Here is a 16,119-nt window from a genome sequence, read left to right on the forward strand (position 1 = left end):
TGGTAAGTAAAACAAAAACTCCCTAAAACGAGGTTGGGTAGGTTGCTTTCAAGTAAGCAAGGTACTTTGGAAAATTACCCTTGAATTTATGATTAAACTCGTCTTGAAACTGGTTTTGTTGGGAGTGATACGTCAGGTATCCGATAAAAAACGCATTGTTGGGCAATTTCGTGCCTCGCCAAGGGTATTTTTTCCCAACAAGCCCACCCAAAAGTGTATCCGATTGTTGAACAATGTGGCGGATTTGCCTTGTTTTTAAGGTGTCTTTTTGAGCAGAAGTAAGCGAAGGGTGGAAGGTTTTGTACAAGCTATCAAGCTGTTTTGCCCCCCGTACGATGTGCTGCGAAATCGCATCGTTATAGCGTTTTCTGAACTCGTATTTTTCTAATTCGGGAGAATTTGCACCGTATTTGGCGGTCAAAAAGCGAATTGCTCCGTAGTCACCCACAAAACTGGCGAGGTTTTCGTTGAGTTCGAGGTTGTTTTTGACAAACAGCGTACCGTGCGTCATTTCGTGAATGATTAGGTTGGCCAAACTTCCTTCGCCTCGGTACAGCATCGAAGACAAAATAGGATCTTTGAAAAATCCCAATGTACTCCAAGCTGACACCTCGTTGAGTTGCGTATCAAAACCCTCTGAAATAAGCAATTGGCGCTCTTTGTCGGCGCGGGTAGTGTCAAAAAAACCTTTGTAAGCAAACGTTCCTATCACTGGAAAATTCCATTCGCGGGGTACAAGGCGGTATTTTTCAGAAGCGGTTAATACCCACAAAATGGGTTTGCCGTGTTGGTCATAAAACTCGGTATAGCTTCCTGATGAATCTAGTCCTAAGGAATCGACGGCAAATTGTTTGATTTCGCCAATGAGCCTGAGGCGTTGCTTGAGCGAGTCAGGAAACGACGGGTTTTTCAGGACTTCCGCCACGGGCTGCGTATTGAACAAAATCTGAAGCTGACCTTTGGCTTGCATGTACCCATAACTGACCAACTCTCGGTAATAAAGGCCGAGAATCAACAAAATGCAGAGCAAACCAAGGAGTATTTTTTTGAACATGAATTTCTAAGACGCTACAACCGACCTTTTCTTTTCCCAAGACGTAAGAATCTGTCGGAGCTGTTTGTATTCAATTAAAAAACCATCGTGGCCGTACAAAGAGTCAATTTCTTGATACTCGGCTTCGGGGATGTGTTTTGTTAAAAACTTCTGTTCCGACGGCGGGAATAAAATGTCCGAACTAATCCCCACCACCAACGTACGAGCTTTCACTTGCGCAAGCGCATGAATGATACTTGGGCGATTGCGGCCAACGTTGTGCAAATCCATCATCCGCGAAAGTGTCCAGTAAGAGAACGCATTAAAGCGGTTTGCTAGTTTATCTCCTTGGTACTGCTGGTAAGTCGCCGCGCGGAAGTTTTCCGTTTGTTCGTTGCTATCGCGGGCTTGGGTAAAATCGTAGGTGTCGTAGTTGCGGTAGGAGAGGAGCGCAATCGAGCGGGCCACTTTTATGCCTTCGGCGCCCGCATCGGGGCGAGCTTCCTTCCAAGTAGGGTCAGCTTTGATGGCCATCCGTTGCGATTCATTGAAGGCAATGCCCCAAGGAGAATGAACGGCGTTGGTGGCAATAAGCACCAAATCGCCGATAAGCTCTGGTTGAATGATAGCCCATTCTACAGCTTGTTGTCCACCAAGCGAACCACCCACGAGGGTATGAATATGTGATATTCCCAATTCTTCGCGCAGTAACTCAAACGCGTGGATGTTGTCCCGAATCGAAATATCAGGGAAGGTACGGTAATAGGGTGTTCCCGTTTGATGATTGATACTCAAGGCATTGGTAGAGCCATAATGCGAGCCCAGCACGTTGGCACAGACGATAAACCAATCTTTGGGGTCGTAATGAAGGTCATTTCCTACCAGTCCGTCCCACCAATCCGTCGGATCGGCGTTTCCTGTGAGTGCATGACAAATCCAAAGAACATTACTGCCGTCGGCGTTGAGGGTGCCGTGGGTGGTATAGGCCAATTGGAACCCAGCGAGTTCGCCGCCGAGTTCCAATGGAAAAGTGTATGGGTATTTAAACGTATGTACTGCCAAGGTAAATAAGTGCTTTACTTAATTATTGATTACTGACCGATTGTGTCAAAGGCTTGTTGAATATCAGCCTTAATGTCTTCAATGTGCTCAATTCCTACCGATATGCGCAACAATCCTGCTTCTACGCCTGCTGTCGCCTGTTCGGATGCAGAAAGCTGCGAGTGCGTAGTGCTTGCGGGGTGGATGATGAGGGTTTTTGAGTCACCCACGTTGGCCAAATGGCTAATCATTTTGAGAGAGTTAACAAAATTATCAGCCGCCTCTTTTCCTGCTTTGAGTTTGAATGAAAGTACACCGCCGAAGCCACGCGTGAGGTATTTTTTAGCCAACTCGTGGTATTTGCTACTTTCCAAGCCTGGGTAGTTGACGTAAGCAACAGAAGGGTGCGCTTCTAGCCATTTTGCAAGCGCTAAGGCATTTTCGCACGTACGCTCTACGCGAAGGGAGAGGGTTTCTAAACCTTGTAACAACAAAAATGAGTTAAATGGGCTTTGCGCTGGGCCCCAATCGCGCAGACCTTCCACGCGGGTACGGATGATGAATTGGATATTTCCGAAAGGCCCGCCAATCCCAAACACATCGTTGAGGACAAGTCCGTGGTAACTTGGTGATGGCGACGTAAATTGCGGATATTTACCATTTCCCCAGTTGAACGTCCCTGCGTCAACAATGACGCCACCCATGCTGGTGCCGTGTCCGCCAATCCATTTGGTGGCGGATTCTACCACGACGTGGGCCCCCCATTTGATAGGTTGGCAAATCGCGCCTCCCGCGCCGAAGGTATTATCGACGATGATGGGAAGGTCGTATTTAGCCGCTAGTTGTGAAAATGCTTCAAAATCAGGAACGTTAAACCCTGGATTACCAATCGTTTCGAGATAAATGGCTTTGGTCTTGTCATCAATGAGTGCTTCAAAACTTGCTACATTGTCGCCGTCGGCAAAGCGAGCTTCTACCCCGATGTTTTTGAATGAGTTTTTAAACTGATTGTATGACCCACCGTATAAGAAAGAGGTCGTGACAAAATTATCGCCAACGGATGTAATGTTGTTGATTGCTAAAAATTGAGCCGCGTGTCCCGATGCTACCGCCAATGCAGCGACACCTCCTTCTAGGGCTGCGATGCGTTTTTCAAACACATCATTGGTGGGGTTCATAATACGGGTATAGATGTTGCCAAACTCTTTGAGTGCAAACAAATTAGCTCCGTGCTCTGAGCTGTTGAAGGCATAAGCCGTAGTCTGATAAATGGGTACAGCACGGGCGTTGGTAACTGGGTCGATGACTTGGCCAGCGTGTTGCTGTAAGGTTTCAAAACGAAGATCTGACATGGATGTAAAGAATTAGTGGTTATTGGTTGGGAACTGAAAAAACAACATAGCATTTGTCGTGCATCCTAAAAAAGAACACCGACGGGGATTGGAACACAGTAGGGCACGCTGGAAGCGCACGCATTTTTCTAAGAATCTTAACATGATTGTTTCGATTTATATGCCCCGATTGCTCAGGTAGGAATTAGCACCTTATTCCGCGTATGTTGAAACAGGTTGCCAGAGGTTCATGGAGCCTATTCTCTCCCCTCTTCTTTATAAATCAATCGCTGTGCGAATGAGAAGCAACTGACTTGATGGGGCAATATTACGGCGGAAGTGCCGAAATCCAAAATAAAATAGTCAAAAAACTGCACCAAACCTTCCAATCCCCCTAAATTTGTGTTTTAATATGCTACCCTATTATGATTTATCGCTTCAAAAAAGAAAACGCAGCCAGAAAACCAGGGACTGTTTCGGTGGGAGAGGCCATCGGAAAGATGCTTGAGATGTATCGTTTGAACGCCAAGTTTGACGAAACATCGGTCAAAGTTCATTGGGAAAAACTCGTAGGGCCTGAGATTGCGTCCCGTACAAGCGCGATTTATGTCAAAGAAAAGGTGCTGTTTCTACAACTTACGTCAGCGCCATTGACGCAAGAGTTGGTGCTGGCGAAGAAAAAATTAATTGAATCGCTGAATCGGGCGTTTGGCTACGAAATTATTACGGATATTGTGTTTATCTAATATAAAACAGGGTTGTGAGCAACCCTGCACACATTACGGATATTGTGTTTATCTAAATAAAACAGGGTTGTGAGCAACCCCGTACACAGCATGAAGATCTACAATGATATTTCTTTGCAGGAGGTGGAACAATTGGCTGCTGATGCCAACACTATTCTAGTGGATGTGCGTGAGCCTTGGGAATTTGAGGAGTTTAATATTGGAGGAATAAATATCCCTTTGGCCGAAATTCGTGAACATCATGCAGAACTTCTTCCTTTTGACACAATTGTCGTAGTCTGTACCAACGGTACTCGTTCAAAAGTAGCCGCTAAAGATTACTGCCGAAGTGATGTTTTCCAAACAAAAAACATTTATCATCTTCAGGGTGGGATTCTTGAAGTGGAGGATTAGTTATTGAACCATAAAAGACATATAAGGCCATGTAAGATTTCTCGCTTACAGCCTTATAATCTCTTATATTTCTTATATGGTTTAAAATTAATTAACCTCAAAGACCCCTTCAAATACCTTTACCGCAGGGCCAATCAAGTAAATGTTGTCAAAAGAACCGTCTTCGTGCGCCACAAAAGACACCCGAAGTGGGCCACCTTTGGTTTTCACGCTGATGGGTTCGTTCATGCCTAGGTGTTGGTAGGCCATTAAGGCACAGGCCGTTACGCCTGTTCCACAGGAATAAGTTTCGTCTTCGACACCTCGCTCGTAGGTGCGAACATAAATGGATTGTTCGCCTATTACTTCGGTAAAGTTAACGTTGGTGCCGCCTTTCGGGCCATATACCTCACCGTAACGAATGGCTTTGCCGTCGGCGACTATTTCCGTGGCTTCTACGTCTTTGACAAAACGTACAAAATGTGGAGAACCTGTGTTGAGGAAGAAGTCAGCACCATCTTTTTCACTGCCTGTCACGTTACTCATATTGAGGAAAATTTCTTCCTCGCAGGCTACGGCTTTATGTTCACCATCGACGGCGATAAACGTGGTGTTTTCTTCAAAAAGCCCTAAATCTTGCGCAAAACGTACCGTACAGCGCCCACCGTTTCCACACATACTTCCTTCGCGACCATCGGCATTGAAATAGACCATTCGGAAATCGTAGCCTTCGGCGTTGCGAAGCAGAATGAGACCATCAGCTCCGATGCCAAAGCGACGGTGGCACAAAAACTCAATCAGTGGCTGACTGACAGGAAATGTTTCGGAGCGGTCGTCAATCATGATGAAGTCGTTGCCCGTTCCTTGGTATTTAACAAAACGAATCGAAAGTGGCGAAGTAATCATAGATGGGAGAAACGTTTGAAGAAAATGAATAAAAAAAGCCGCCTTAAAAGACAGCTTTTTATGGAGACTCGGGAAGAGGAGAGGCTTATTTCTTCTTCTCTCTAACGCGAGCCGCTTTACCTTGTTTACCACGAAGATAGAACAAACGAGCGCGACGTACTTTACCACGACGTACAAGTTCGATTTTTTCGATGCTTGGTGACAAGATAGGGATGATACGCTCAACACCTACACCATTTGATATTTTACGTACAGTAAAAGTTTCTCCGCTTCCACCGATGTTGCGGCGTTGGATAACTGTTCCTGCAAATACCTGAATACGCTCTTTTGCACCTTCGATGATTTTAAGGTGAACGTTTACAGTGTCTCCTGCTTGGAAAGCAGGGAAAGCATCGCGACGGCCAGAGAATTCAGAATCTACTAGCTTGATTAACTCATTAGTCATTGTTGTAATTGAATTGAGGCTGTTGTCAGCGGACGGTTAATTTGGCCGTCATTCACAAAAGCGAGTTTATCAGAAATTGCCCGCAAAAGTACGGATTTTGAAATGAAAACGCAAATCTTGAAAGTTAAAAATAAAGGGGTTGCTTATCTTTGTTGCTCTAACAAAGGCAGACATGACTAAAATTACGGACTACATTCAGCAAGCCAACGGCAAAACATTGTTTTCTATTGAGGTAATTCCACCCGTTAAGGGCAACAATATCAATGAGTTATTGGGGAATATTGAGCCTTTGATGGATTTTAAACCCCCGTTTATTGACGTAACTTATCACCGCGAAGAATACATCGAAAAACCATTGGCTGATGGACGTATTCAGCAAATCGTGACGCGTAAACGCCCAGGTACAATCGGCATTTGTGCATCTATCATGCACCGTTTTGGCGTGGACGCTGTTCCGCATGTATTGTGTGGCGGTTTTACCAAAGACGAAACCGAGGATTTTTTGATGGATTTACACTATTTGGGTATTGACAATGTACTGGTACTTCGCGGTGACCCTGCCAAACCTTATAAAACTTTTAAGCCCAAAACAAACGGTCATGCTTATGCTAGCGAATTGGTGGAACAGGTGGTCAATATGAATAAAGGTCATTATTTGCACGAAGAGGTAGAACCTTTGGCACCCACCGATTTTTGCATTGGGGTGGCGGCCTATCCTGAAAAGCACTTTGAAGCGGTGGATTTTGACACTGATTTTGACTATTTGAAGCAAAAAGTTGCTTTAGGAGCAGATTACATCGTAACTCAAATGTTTTTTGACAACAGTAAGTATTTTGACTTTGTCCAAAAATGCCGAGCCGTAGGCATAAATGTACCCATCATTCCTGGCCTAAAACCCCTTTCTACCAAAAAACAGCTGGGTATTTTGCCAAAGATTTTTTACTTGCACATGCCCCAAGATTTGGTGAAAGCCGTTGAAGAATGCGAGAATGATGCGCAAGCTAAACAAGTAGGCATCGAATGGTGTACGCAGCAATGCCGCGAATTGATGGATTTTGGCGTGCCTGTGCTCCATTTTTATACCATGGGTAAATCGGATAACATTTATAAGATTGCTTCTAATTTGTTCTAAAGTGAGCTTGGTGCGGGTTGTGAGCAACCCTTAACACGGATAGGTCGGGTTGTGAGCAACCCTTGGCACTTTATAGTGCGCCAGGGTACTCATACCCTGACCATTCGTCCTCCCTAGCATCAATAAAAACGGGCATCAGAAAACTCTGACGCCCGTTTCGTTCACAAAGTGCTCTTCAAACGTTAAAGTAATAGTACTATTTTTTTCGCCTTACTACGGTTACAGGAATACATAGCTGCACAGGACAGCAATTGGTGCCAGACTGGATGATGAGTGGGCAGCAGCCGCTCACTGGACAAGTGACGTTGCTTGCGGTGAAAGTATAGGTGCCTTCTTCCGAGAACAAAACAACGTTTCCGCTGGCTATTTGTGCTCCATTTTTAAACCAGATGACATTGGTGTAAGTCGAAGGAACAGAGACTTCTACCTTTTGACCTGAACAAAGCCCAATGGGTACCGTAATACAATCATTGGCGGTGTCGTTGGTGGCGACTGTATCTGGCTGGTCGGCACTTTTAATCAGTGCAAAGTTGAAATTTACCCCTTCCGCAATGACTTTGGCTTGTATTACTAAGGTTGTACTGTCGCCCGAAGCAAGACTTGGAATTGTCCAGTTTGTGCCAGAGAAGCTGCCACTTGTTGGCGTGCCGCTGATGATTTGTAAACCAGTGGTTGTACTGTCTTCGACTACGATGTTGGTAGCGGTGATGTTACCAGTGTTTTTGACGACAATTCGATACGTAATCGTGTCATTGAGGCTCCGAATTTTGCTCCCTACTAAGACCTTTGAAATAGATAAATCGACAATCCCTGCTCCGATGTTGATTGTTGCGCAAGCCGTTTTACACAAACTAGGGGTTCCATTGTCACAAACCAGGTAACAAAAAGAATCTTGGCCAGTAAACGTTGCCGAAGTAGGCGTATAAGTAAATGCCCCGTTGGTTTGGAGCACGACTGTGCCCTGAGTCGGTGCTACGGTTGGCGTGGTAGCGACAGTCAAGGTATTATTGTCGGGGTCAGTGTCGTTGGTGAGGACATTGTCGGTCAAAATGACTCCTTGAAGTATCGAATACGTATCATTGTTGGCAACTGGTGGGCGGTTTGTAATGGCATCGCCATAAGCGGCGGGTAAACCATCCACAGGGGCCAAAATTCCATCTTTGTCAGGGTCGCAGTTGGCAGTACAGTTTACAATACCGTCTCCGTCGGGGTCTAAAATTGAAGCATTGAGTCCGCCTTCTGCCAAATCGCTCTGCCCATCGTTGTCCGAATCCAAATCATAGGGGTCTGTACCGCCCGTTCCGTCGGTATTTGGGGGCGTGAGGCCATTGCCCGCGCTGGCTGGGATACCCGTGATGGCATCGGGTGTACCATCGGCAAAGCCATCACCGTTGACATCGACACCAGCGGCTTCGTTGACATCATTGATGCCGTCGTTGTCGGAGTCTAAGTCAAGGTAATTGGGAATTCCGTCGCCGTCGCAATCGGTATTTGCGACTCCATTGAATAGTACGGTAGAGCAAACTGCTGCATTTTCGACCGTATCTAAGATGCCATCGTTGTCATCGTCAAGGTCAGTGCTGTCAGGAATTCCATCCCCGTCGGTGTCAACAGGAGCGCTCGTAACGGCGATAGAAGTGGTACTATTGTCATTGGCGGGGTTATTACCACTGGTTTGAGGCCCCGAAAACTGAATAGTACCCGTGACAGTGAGCGGCCCTCCAACGTTTACTCCTTTGTAGCCTAAAACAATTTGTTTGCACTCTCCTGGGGTGATGGATACTGTGTTTTGGAAACGGATTGTACTACCAGATTTGCTTACGATTGACCAGCCATCAAAAGAAATTGCGGTGACAAATGTGTCAACGAGTGCGCTAGGTAACGTAATAAGCGGCTGAATTCTATTGAGGGGCGTACTTGTTGTCCCACCATCGAAATTGCAAATGTCGATGATAATTCGGCCGTTAGTTGAGCCTTGCGACACACTGGCAGGTTGGTTTAAGATATTAATACCCACATCTTGTGCGTTTCCTTTCACAATGCAAAATAGGCTCAGGACGAAGATAAACGTTTGGAGAGCTTTCATAAAAATTAGGATTAATTAGCAGTTATTGATGTGATGGCAATGTTGTTGTCAACTTTGATTTCACCTGCAGAACCGTTGATAATAGTCGCCGTAATGTTTTGTGTGGTATTTATTGGAATGCCTGTCTTACGAGTAGCAGTAAAGCCGATTACTTTTGAGCCATTTGCGGCAATCGTAATACCCGTTTTAGCGGTTACTGTAATAAAGTTGGCGTTCTCTACAAAATCCCAATCACTGTTACTGTTAGCAGTAGGTGCTGTTGTATTTGAGGTGCCAGAGGTTGTTGAGTACGTGATGTCGAATCCAGAGATTTTGGCTAATCGGAAAGAGATTGGAGTGCCTGTAATTTGGACGCGATTGTTGATTTCAAAGAGATTGACAACAAAGTCTTTCTGACTTCCCGCCGTCGTAAATTCGAGCGAACCAATGACGATGGTTGGGTTCAAATCAGGGAAGAGGTCGTCGCGTCTAGTGGCTGGTACGGCATCGACAGGGGTTAAAATACCGTCTAAGTCGGGATCTGCATTTCCATCTACTACGCCGTCACCGTTGGCGTCCAAGGCGGGGTTTGTACCCGATTCGGTAAAGTCAGTTAGGCCGTCGTTGTCACTATCAAGGTCATACGGGTTTGTGCCGCCTGTGCCATCGGTATTAGGAGGGGTGATTCCTGCTCCAGCAGAGGCTGGAATTCCAGTGACTGGATCGGGCGTACCATCGGCAAATCCGTCGAAATTAGCGTCAGTACCATTGGCTTCGTTTACGTCATTGATACCATCATTGTCTGAGTCGAGGTCGAGGCGGTTGGGGATTCCGTCACCGTCGCAATCGACATTGGCGGTTACAATTCCCGATGCACTTGTACAACTGGCGGCATCTTCCACCGTATCCAAAATACCATCGTTGTCGTCGTCCAAATCATCCACATCAGGTACAAGGTCACCGTCGGTATCCACCAAAACCGAAATGGAGGTAGTACTTGTATTGTTGGTTGAAAGGTCACCTACCAATGCCCCCATAGGGAATGAAAGTGTGCCCGTGACAGCCGAAGGGCCACCTAGGGTTGTGGCAGTATATCCGAGCGATATTTGGCTACATGCTCCTGCCAAGATAGAGGCGCTGTTTGTCAATACAATGGTTCCGCCCGTGTTTGATTCAATGGTCCAGCCCGTGGTCGTTACGCCCACAATGGTTCCTACAATGGCCGATGGAAAAGCTACGGTTACCCTCACTTTGCCAGCGGTAGCCGCGGTGGCACCCCCATCGTTGTTACAGACATCGACGGTGACACGGCCTGTTGTGGCGAGTTGTGGCACGTAAGCGGGTTGGTTCAAAATGTTGACGCTGACGTCTTGGGCGAACGTTGTGAGTGTGGAAAAGCAGACCAGTAGCCCTGCCACTGCCCTTGCAAAGATTGTTTGAGTAAACGTTTTCATTTGATTGAGGAATTGTGATTATGAATAAAAAGGGGTAAGAATTAATTATTGGTCAAGGTCGTCTGGGCAAGGTTATTATTGATTTTTTCCTCACCAGCAGAACCATGATAGATAGCGACAGTGATGTGCTGTATGGTATTTGTCGGGATACCTGCTTTGCGTGCGATGTTAAAGCCGACTGCTTTGAAACTGTTTTGGGGAATGGTGATGCCCGTGTTGGCCGTAATGATGATGAAATCGGCAGTCTCACTAAAGGTCCAATCGCTATTGCTGTTTGGCTTTCCACCACCGACATTTGAATTGCCAGAGGTAGTAGCGTAGCTAATTGTAAAGGCCGATAATTTGGTGATACGGAACGTCGTGGGTGCGTTTAGGACGTGGGGTTTGTTGTTGATTTCGTTGATATTGACAATAAAATCCCGATTGGTGAAAAGCGAATTAAACTCTAATCCATCAATTTCTATGGTTGGGTTTAAGTCGGGCAATAGGGCGTCGCCCCAGGTGTTAGGAATGGCATCTACTGGGGTGAGAATCCCGTCGCCATCAGGGTCTAAATTGCCGTCAACCACGCCATTATTATCCGCATCGAGTTCTGGACGTAGGCCGCCCTCCGTAAAATCGGTCAATCCGTCGTTGTCTGAATCCAAGTCATAAGGGTCACTACCGCCTTGTCCATCGGTATTTAGAGGGGTAGTTCCGCTAGGCGCGGCACTGGCAGGAATCCCCGAAGAATTGACGGCGCCATCTGCTTGGCCATTTCCATCAACATCGACTCCGCCCGCTTCGATAACGTCATTGATTCCGTCGTTATCAGAGTCTAAATCAAGACTATTGGGAATACCATCGCCGTCGCAGTCAGCATTTGCCACGCCATTGTAAAGAACAGTAGAGCAAGTGGCCGCGTCTTCAACGGTATCTAAAATACCATCATTGTCATCGTCAAGGTCAACGTCATCTTTGTAGCCATCGCCATCAGTGTCGGGGGCGCAGCTCGTGATTGTTACCGTAACGGCATTACTGGCAGGACTGTAGCAGTCTGTAAGACTGTCGTAAAAATAAGCGTAGTAGATTCCAGCCCCCGCAGTGGTAGGTGTGGCGTAAGCGAGCCCCGTGTGGGTGTTGTTGGTAAACCAAACGAGTACCGCGCCACTGGGGGTTGGGGTTGTTACTAGCAAATCTAAATTGACAGTAGTGAATGGGCAACTATTCGTGGCGGCGGTGGTACTTACACTCGGCGCTACAACACCAGCTGTGGTTGCAGCTTTGAGTACCATGTTATAGACGTTGGTTGTGCCGAGGTCCACACCTATGAAGTTGGAAACGGTAATTTTTATTTCATCAAATGATTTTGTGGTGACAAAACCAATGATTTGTCGGCTTGAACTTAATAACTGCAGTGAAATGAGGTTGCCTCCGCTTGATTCCTGAAAAACCCCGTCTTTGTAGGTGCTGATGGTAGCTCCATTTAACAAGTTAACCCCAATGAGTGAGGAATTCTCAATGTCGGCACCCGCAAATGTCCCGATGGGGTAGTCGGTCAGTACATCTTTGACAGAGATTGAGCTGCTACTACCAACACCCACGGCCAAGACGATACTGGCAAAGTTAGAGGTATTGGCATCGACTACATTGTTGACATTATTAACGGCACAGCCTGCACACACCAAACCAGCGTTTGAAACATTGACCACTGCTGGGTAACTTGGTGTGACTAAGTTGGTGACGGTGCTGCAATTGAGGGCAGGCCCTGCACAAAACCGTTGAACAACCGCGTTATAGACCTCTGTGGTATTGACGATTCCGAGTAAGTTGGTGACTTCGAGCTGTATTTCATCAAATACTTTGGTGGTAATAAAACCCACGAGCTGTTTGCCTGAGCCACTTAATAAAGTAGAGTTAACAGAGACTAGCGTAGCACTGTTAGAAGACTCTTGGAGGGTGTTATTCAAATAAGTGCGAATGGTTATGCCTGAAAGGAGGTTGGCATTAATGAGGTTTGAATTGGAAATATTAAATCCAGCAAACGTACCTATGGCATAGCTGTTAAGCGTATTTTTAACCGAAATAGAGGCGTTACTTCCGAGGGCTGCCGTGAGAGAAAGGGTCGCGAAGTCGGAGGTAGATGCACTAATGGCATTATCGGCATTGGTTACGCTACAACCCACGCAAGCTACGCCACTAATACCTGTGCGAGTGGCATTGATATAAACAGGCTGAGTAGGATTATTTAGTTGCGTTTGGGTGTTACAATCTAGGGCGGGCGCTGCACAAAAGCGCTTGATGACTGGGTGATAGACTTGGGAAGAAAAAAGGATGGCTAATAAGGCTTCATATTCAATTCGGATTTCGTCAAAAGACAACGTAGTAACAAAACCTAAGGTAATATTGCCATCAGGGTCTAGCAGTGAAGTGTTGATGCCAATGCCTGTATTGGTTGCAATAAATGATTCTCTCGGTGAGCCACCTAACAGGGTTTTGATGGTTACCCTAGCCCCTACCGACGCCTGTAATAACCCACTGCCGCTTACTTTATATCCAGCAAACGTACCTGCTGGATAGGTGTCGTTTCCGTCTTTGACGCTTATCTCGCCATCACAACCAAGGCCAGTAATACTTATTGTTGCAAAGTCAGTAGTGCTTGTGTTGGTGAGGTTGCCTTCATTGGAGATAGAGCCTAAACACAGTGGAATTGCTGATGCGACTGAATTAGTTACAGTGGGTGTAAGACTGTTATAGGTCGCGTTTGTCCATGCCGAAGCTGTATTACACGGTGCATTCGCGATTTGTGCAACCACTATCTGCGAAAAAAGTAGTAACACGAAAATCATTAAAACACTTGTGAGGCGTGGTAATAATGACATATTCATACGTTGAAATGTTAAAGAAGCGTTCAAGTAAAATATATACCAATAGTAGTGCCTGTTTTGTTGACAAACTGGTAAAGGATGTTCCACGAAGACATATCCTACTTGTTTAAGAAGAGAGAGGGGAATTGAAGAGGGTTTAGGGCGAAAATATGGGGCAAAAAATGAGATTTTTTACTGAATGCCCGTATGCAAGCGGATAGATTTGAGTTTTGTGAACAACGAAATGTTCTTGTTGCCAATTGGGGATTCAATGTGACAAAAAGCCAATCTGTTGATAGTCAGAGGTATATGGAGAGATGTTATTGGAGAGGTAAAATTGAGCCATATGAGCAAAAATCGTACCATTTGAAGATAGTATGCGAATTAAAATTTCATGTATAAACATATTTATGTAAAAAAAAATACACTTAAAAGGTTTAAAAGTCTTTTTTTCATTCCTAAAAGTTTTTTTTGCTAAGTTTGTTTTTAGTATATCCTTTAACTTGTTACATTCGCGTACTGCTCTCGACAATAAGGCATACATAAAAGGGTAATGTATGCGCAATCGGCATAAGTGTATAATAAAAAAGGAATAAGTATGAATATAGAGTTTACAGTACTGAAAGAAGAAGATGACTACAAGTTAATAAACCAGAAAAAATGGGTTATTGATAGGGATATTCATTATGGAGTTTTTGGTGAATTTTTCTTTTATATAAGCTCAAATCATGATTTTCCAATGTATTTGCAGGATTATTCAATAATGAGCCCAATTTGCTTTAAATTTTGTGATAAAAACTATGCCAGATGTATTTACTTATTTTTAGACCAAAAGTGGTTGAAAAATGAATTAAAACTTCCAATTGACGAAGTGGCGTTGGTTGCTCCTTACTTATGTAAAGAATGGAGTAAGGATAAACATATTATTTCTAATAAATTTAACATACTTTGGGAGCAGCTTTCATTATCTACAAATAATATCTTGTTTTTTAGGGCTTTTATTTATGATTTAATATATCGAGTTATCGACGAAATAGAAAATAGTATCAATGTATGTCAGGAAAATGCCTATTATAGAAAGGAAAAGCGTAAAATAGAACAAGTAGTAGAAAGTGCTATCCAAAACGTTCATTTGCCGATTCCAAAACTGGAGCAATTTGCCCAAGAGGTAGGGATGAGTGTTAGCAAATTTAAGGTTTTATTTAAGAAAATATACGGACAAAGCCCTTATCAGTACCTGCTTGAAAATAAGCTAGTTTACGCCCGTAAAATGTATCAAACGGGAGCATATACGCTATCACAGATTGCATTAAAAATAGGTTACAGCCATATTTCAGGCTTTACGAAGATTTATAAAAAACGCTTCAATGAACGCTAAGAAAAACTCCACCTCGCAAGAACAGTTAACCATTGTTTTAAACATCGAAGATTTTAAACGAATAGAAGGAGATTTAATTGAAAAAAGAATTCCTTTTTCGATTGGTTATTCCTCTAAGCCTTGTGAAAAACAAGAGGAAGTTACGCTTACGAAAATTGAGAGGGTAGAAGCTCCAAAAAAAGAACAGCCCGAATATCCTAACATCGTTGTTGACAAATTAGAACAAGTAGTTAATAAGTATATAGGGCCAAACTTTGAATCGGAACTTCCATCTTTAGATAATATTTGCGAAGAACTTAGTATGAGAGAAAGCACGTTTAAACGAGTGTTTAAACAGTACTATGGTGTCACTCTCCACCAGTATTATATGATGAAAAAAATGGATCATGCTGCAAACCTTATTCGAAGCGGATATACCATTACATCGGTTTCTAAAATTATTGGGTATGCACACCCTATAAAATTTACCAAGATGTTTCAAAAGCATTTTGGCGTTTCACCCAAAAAATACCAACAATTTCAAAAAAACTTGTCACTAGAGAAATTAAGAGACTCAGTTAGAGGGGTCTAAAAGACGAGTGATGTGAACCAAGTTGATAAGTTCTCCAGTATTTTTTAAATAAAATTTCTGCAAAAGATGCCGACGGTGCGTGTCCACCGTGTGTTTACTGATACTTAAGTGTTCGGCGATAGTTTTGCTTTCTTCTCCTGAAACGAGATAGCTTATAATCTCGATTTCACGTTTAGAAGGCAATTCTATCTGTTGAAGGTCTTCCACATCGGGCAAGTATTCGTACAGCCGCCCGTCAAAGTCTTTCCCCCAAAAACGAATATATCTCCTCTGATAAGAATCGCTCAATGTATTGTTTTCTTGAAGCAATACGAGCAAGCTTCTAATGCTACCGTCAGGGTCTAGTTCAAGAATTTTGGCCGATTGAGTAATGTGGATGTAACTACCATCTGACTTGCGTAGTTTAAAGTTCAGGAGTATGTTAAGGTTATATTTGTCTTCCGTGCTGCATCTTTCTAAAATGTAGAATAAAAGTTTATTACACAGATTGTGAACACCAAGATCTGAGGGGTGTATGAGCTTTGTGTAGGAAAGAACCCCCTCACCAAAAATCTCTTCTATTTTCCATCCCCACCATTCTTCTACATCGACACCCACATACTGCTGGGTCATTTTTTTTACATCTACTACGATAGGTACTGTTCTAACCATCTGAAATATAGATGTTAACAGTGGATTGGATTCAACGTGAAGTCTGTTTGAGTTGCTTTTGTTGAGAATATTTTTTGAGTTCCAAAGAGATAAAACGTCTGAGTGTGCTGAAGTAGTAGGGATGGCCATTGATAGTAAAGTGAATTTA

General features: G+C 44.2%; 14 protein-coding genes and 1 riboswitch. Of the genes, 5 read left to right on the forward strand and 9 right to left on the reverse strand.

Features of this window, described 5'->3' with window-relative positions:
• Positions 1-22: 22 nt before the first annotated feature.
• From DTQ70_RS05120 to DTQ70_RS05130, 3 genes are read right to left on the reverse strand one after another with little or no spacing between them, the layout of a single operon-like run.
• On the reverse strand, positions 23-1,054 hold the full coding sequence (locus DTQ70_RS05120; protein WP_122929810.1) for an aminopeptidase: 1,032 nt from the start codon (positions 1,052-1,054) through the stop codon (positions 23-25).
• Positions 1,055-1,060: 6 nt separating this feature from the next.
• Positions 1,061-2,095, reverse strand: a complete 1,035-nt coding sequence (metX, locus tag DTQ70_RS05125; RefSeq protein ID WP_122929811.1) for a homoserine O-acetyltransferase — start codon at positions 2,093-2,095, stop codon at positions 1,061-1,063.
• Between the two features lie 29 nt (positions 2,096-2,124).
• The gene (locus DTQ70_RS05130; protein ID WP_122929812.1) at positions 2,125-3,426 is read right to left on the reverse strand and encodes an O-acetylhomoserine aminocarboxypropyltransferase/cysteine synthase family protein; all 1,302 of its coding nucleotides are present in this window, start codon (positions 3,424-3,426) and stop codon (positions 2,125-2,127) included.
• A gap of 153 nt (positions 3,427-3,579) precedes the next feature.
• A riboswitch (SAM riboswitch) is annotated at positions 3,580-3,690 on the reverse strand.
• 140 nt (positions 3,691-3,830) lie between these two features.
• Here DTQ70_RS05130 and DTQ70_RS05135 point away from each other — a divergent pair.
• Together DTQ70_RS05135 and DTQ70_RS05140 are read left to right on the forward strand one after the other, a co-directional pair.
• Positions 3,831-4,151, forward strand: coding sequence for a DUF721 domain-containing protein (locus DTQ70_RS05135; RefSeq protein ID WP_028522293.1), 321 nt, complete (start codon positions 3,831-3,833; stop codon positions 4,149-4,151).
• Between the two features lie 90 nt (positions 4,152-4,241).
• Entirely contained in the window at positions 4,242-4,544 is a 303-nt protein-coding gene (locus DTQ70_RS05140; protein WP_122929813.1) for a rhodanese-like domain-containing protein, read from the forward strand.
• A gap of 87 nt (positions 4,545-4,631) precedes the next feature.
• Here the strand turns inward: DTQ70_RS05140 and dapF are convergent, their stop codons facing one another.
• The gene (gene dapF, locus DTQ70_RS05145; protein WP_122929814.1) at positions 4,632-5,429 is read right to left on the reverse strand and encodes a diaminopimelate epimerase; all 798 of its coding nucleotides are present in this window, start codon (positions 5,427-5,429) and stop codon (positions 4,632-4,634) included.
• 85 nt (positions 5,430-5,514) lie between these two features.
• On the reverse strand, positions 5,515-5,874 hold the full coding sequence (rplS, locus tag DTQ70_RS05150) for a 50S ribosomal protein L19 (protein ID WP_122929815.1): 360 nt from the start codon (positions 5,872-5,874) through the stop codon (positions 5,515-5,517).
• 172 nt (positions 5,875-6,046) lie between these two features.
• On the opposite strand from rplS, the gene metF reads away from it, so the two are divergent.
• Positions 6,047-7,006: a methylenetetrahydrofolate reductase [NAD(P)H] gene (metF, locus tag DTQ70_RS05155; RefSeq protein ID WP_122929816.1), complete on the forward strand. Its 960-nt coding sequence runs from the start codon at positions 6,047-6,049 to the stop codon at positions 7,004-7,006.
• A gap of 196 nt (positions 7,007-7,202) precedes the next feature.
• On the opposite strand, the gene DTQ70_RS05160 is transcribed toward metF, so the two are convergent.
• Genes DTQ70_RS05160 through DTQ70_RS05170 form a run of 3 tightly spaced genes read right to left on the reverse strand, consistent with a single transcriptional unit; the run spans position 7,203 to position 13,392 of the window.
• Entirely contained in the window at positions 7,203-9,092 is a 1,890-nt protein-coding gene (locus DTQ70_RS05160) for an Ig-like domain-containing protein (RefSeq protein WP_122929817.1), read from the reverse strand.
• Positions 9,093-9,103: 11 nt separating this feature from the next.
• Positions 9,104-10,525 (reverse strand): hypothetical protein, encoded by a 1,422-nt coding sequence (locus tag DTQ70_RS05165; protein WP_122929818.1) that lies wholly within the window; start codon positions 10,523-10,525, stop codon positions 9,104-9,106.
• 41 nt (positions 10,526-10,566) lie between these two features.
• Entirely contained in the window at positions 10,567-13,392 is a 2,826-nt protein-coding gene (locus tag DTQ70_RS05170) for a hypothetical protein (protein ID WP_164489874.1), read from the reverse strand.
• A 577-nt stretch (positions 13,393-13,969) separates the two neighbouring features.
• Here DTQ70_RS05170 and DTQ70_RS05180 point away from each other — a divergent pair.
• Positions 13,970-14,749 carry a helix-turn-helix transcriptional regulator gene (locus DTQ70_RS05180; protein ID WP_122929821.1) on the forward strand — a complete coding sequence of 260 codons (780 nt, stop codon included), beginning with the start codon at positions 13,970-13,972 and terminating at the stop codon, positions 14,747-14,749.
• Complete coding sequence (locus DTQ70_RS05185; RefSeq protein WP_122929822.1) at positions 14,739-15,320, forward strand: helix-turn-helix transcriptional regulator; 582 nt, start codon at positions 14,739-14,741, stop codon at positions 15,318-15,320. Before DTQ70_RS05180 ends, DTQ70_RS05185 begins: the two co-directional genes overlap by 11 nt.
• Here the strand turns inward: DTQ70_RS05185 and DTQ70_RS05190 are convergent.
• Entirely contained in the window at positions 15,303-15,971 is a 669-nt protein-coding gene (locus DTQ70_RS05190) for a response regulator transcription factor (protein ID WP_164489875.1), read from the reverse strand. The two genes, DTQ70_RS05185 and DTQ70_RS05190, sit on opposite strands and share 18 nt — an antisense overlap.
• Positions 15,972-16,119: the final 148 nt, after the last annotated feature.

Source organism: Runella sp. SP2, assembly GCF_003711225.1.
Lineage (GTDB): Bacteria > Bacteroidota > Bacteroidia > Cytophagales > Spirosomataceae > Runella.

Coding starts and splice junctions, on each gene's coding strand:
- DTQ70_RS05180 (WP_122929821.1), top strand. CDS start 13,970: ATGAATATAGAGTTTACAGTACTGAAAGAAGAAGATGACTACAAGTTA.
- metF (WP_122929816.1), top strand. CDS start 6,047: ATGACTAAAATTACGGACTACATTCAGCAAGCCAACGGCAAAACATTG.
- DTQ70_RS05170 (WP_164489874.1), bottom strand. CDS start 13,392: ATGAATATGTCATTATTACCACGCCTCACAAGTGTTTTAATGATTTTC.
- DTQ70_RS05165 (WP_122929818.1), bottom strand. CDS start 10,525: ATGAAAACGTTTACTCAAACAATCTTTGCAAGGGCAGTGGCAGGGCTA.
- DTQ70_RS05120 (WP_122929810.1), bottom strand. CDS start 1,054: ATGTTCAAAAAAATACTCCTTGGTTTGCTCTGCATTTTGTTGATTCTC.
- DTQ70_RS05130 (WP_122929812.1), bottom strand. CDS start 3,426: ATGTCAGATCTTCGTTTTGAAACCTTACAGCAACACGCTGGCCAAGTC.
- DTQ70_RS05185 (WP_122929822.1), top strand. CDS start 14,739: ATGAACGCTAAGAAAAACTCCACCTCGCAAGAACAGTTAACCATTGTT.
- DTQ70_RS05190 (WP_164489875.1), bottom strand. CDS start 15,971: ATGGTTAGAACAGTACCTATCGTAGTAGATGTAAAAAAAATGACCCAG.
- rplS (WP_122929815.1), bottom strand. CDS start 5,874: ATGACTAATGAGTTAATCAAGCTAGTAGATTCTGAATTCTCTGGCCGT.
- DTQ70_RS05160 (WP_122929817.1), bottom strand. CDS start 9,092: ATGAAAGCTCTCCAAACGTTTATCTTCGTCCTGAGCCTATTTTGCATT.
- DTQ70_RS05135 (WP_028522293.1), top strand. CDS start 3,831: ATGATTTATCGCTTCAAAAAAGAAAACGCAGCCAGAAAACCAGGGACT.
- dapF (WP_122929814.1), bottom strand. CDS start 5,429: ATGATTACTTCGCCACTTTCGATTCGTTTTGTTAAATACCAAGGAACG.
- DTQ70_RS05140 (WP_122929813.1), top strand. CDS start 4,242: ATGAAGATCTACAATGATATTTCTTTGCAGGAGGTGGAACAATTGGCT.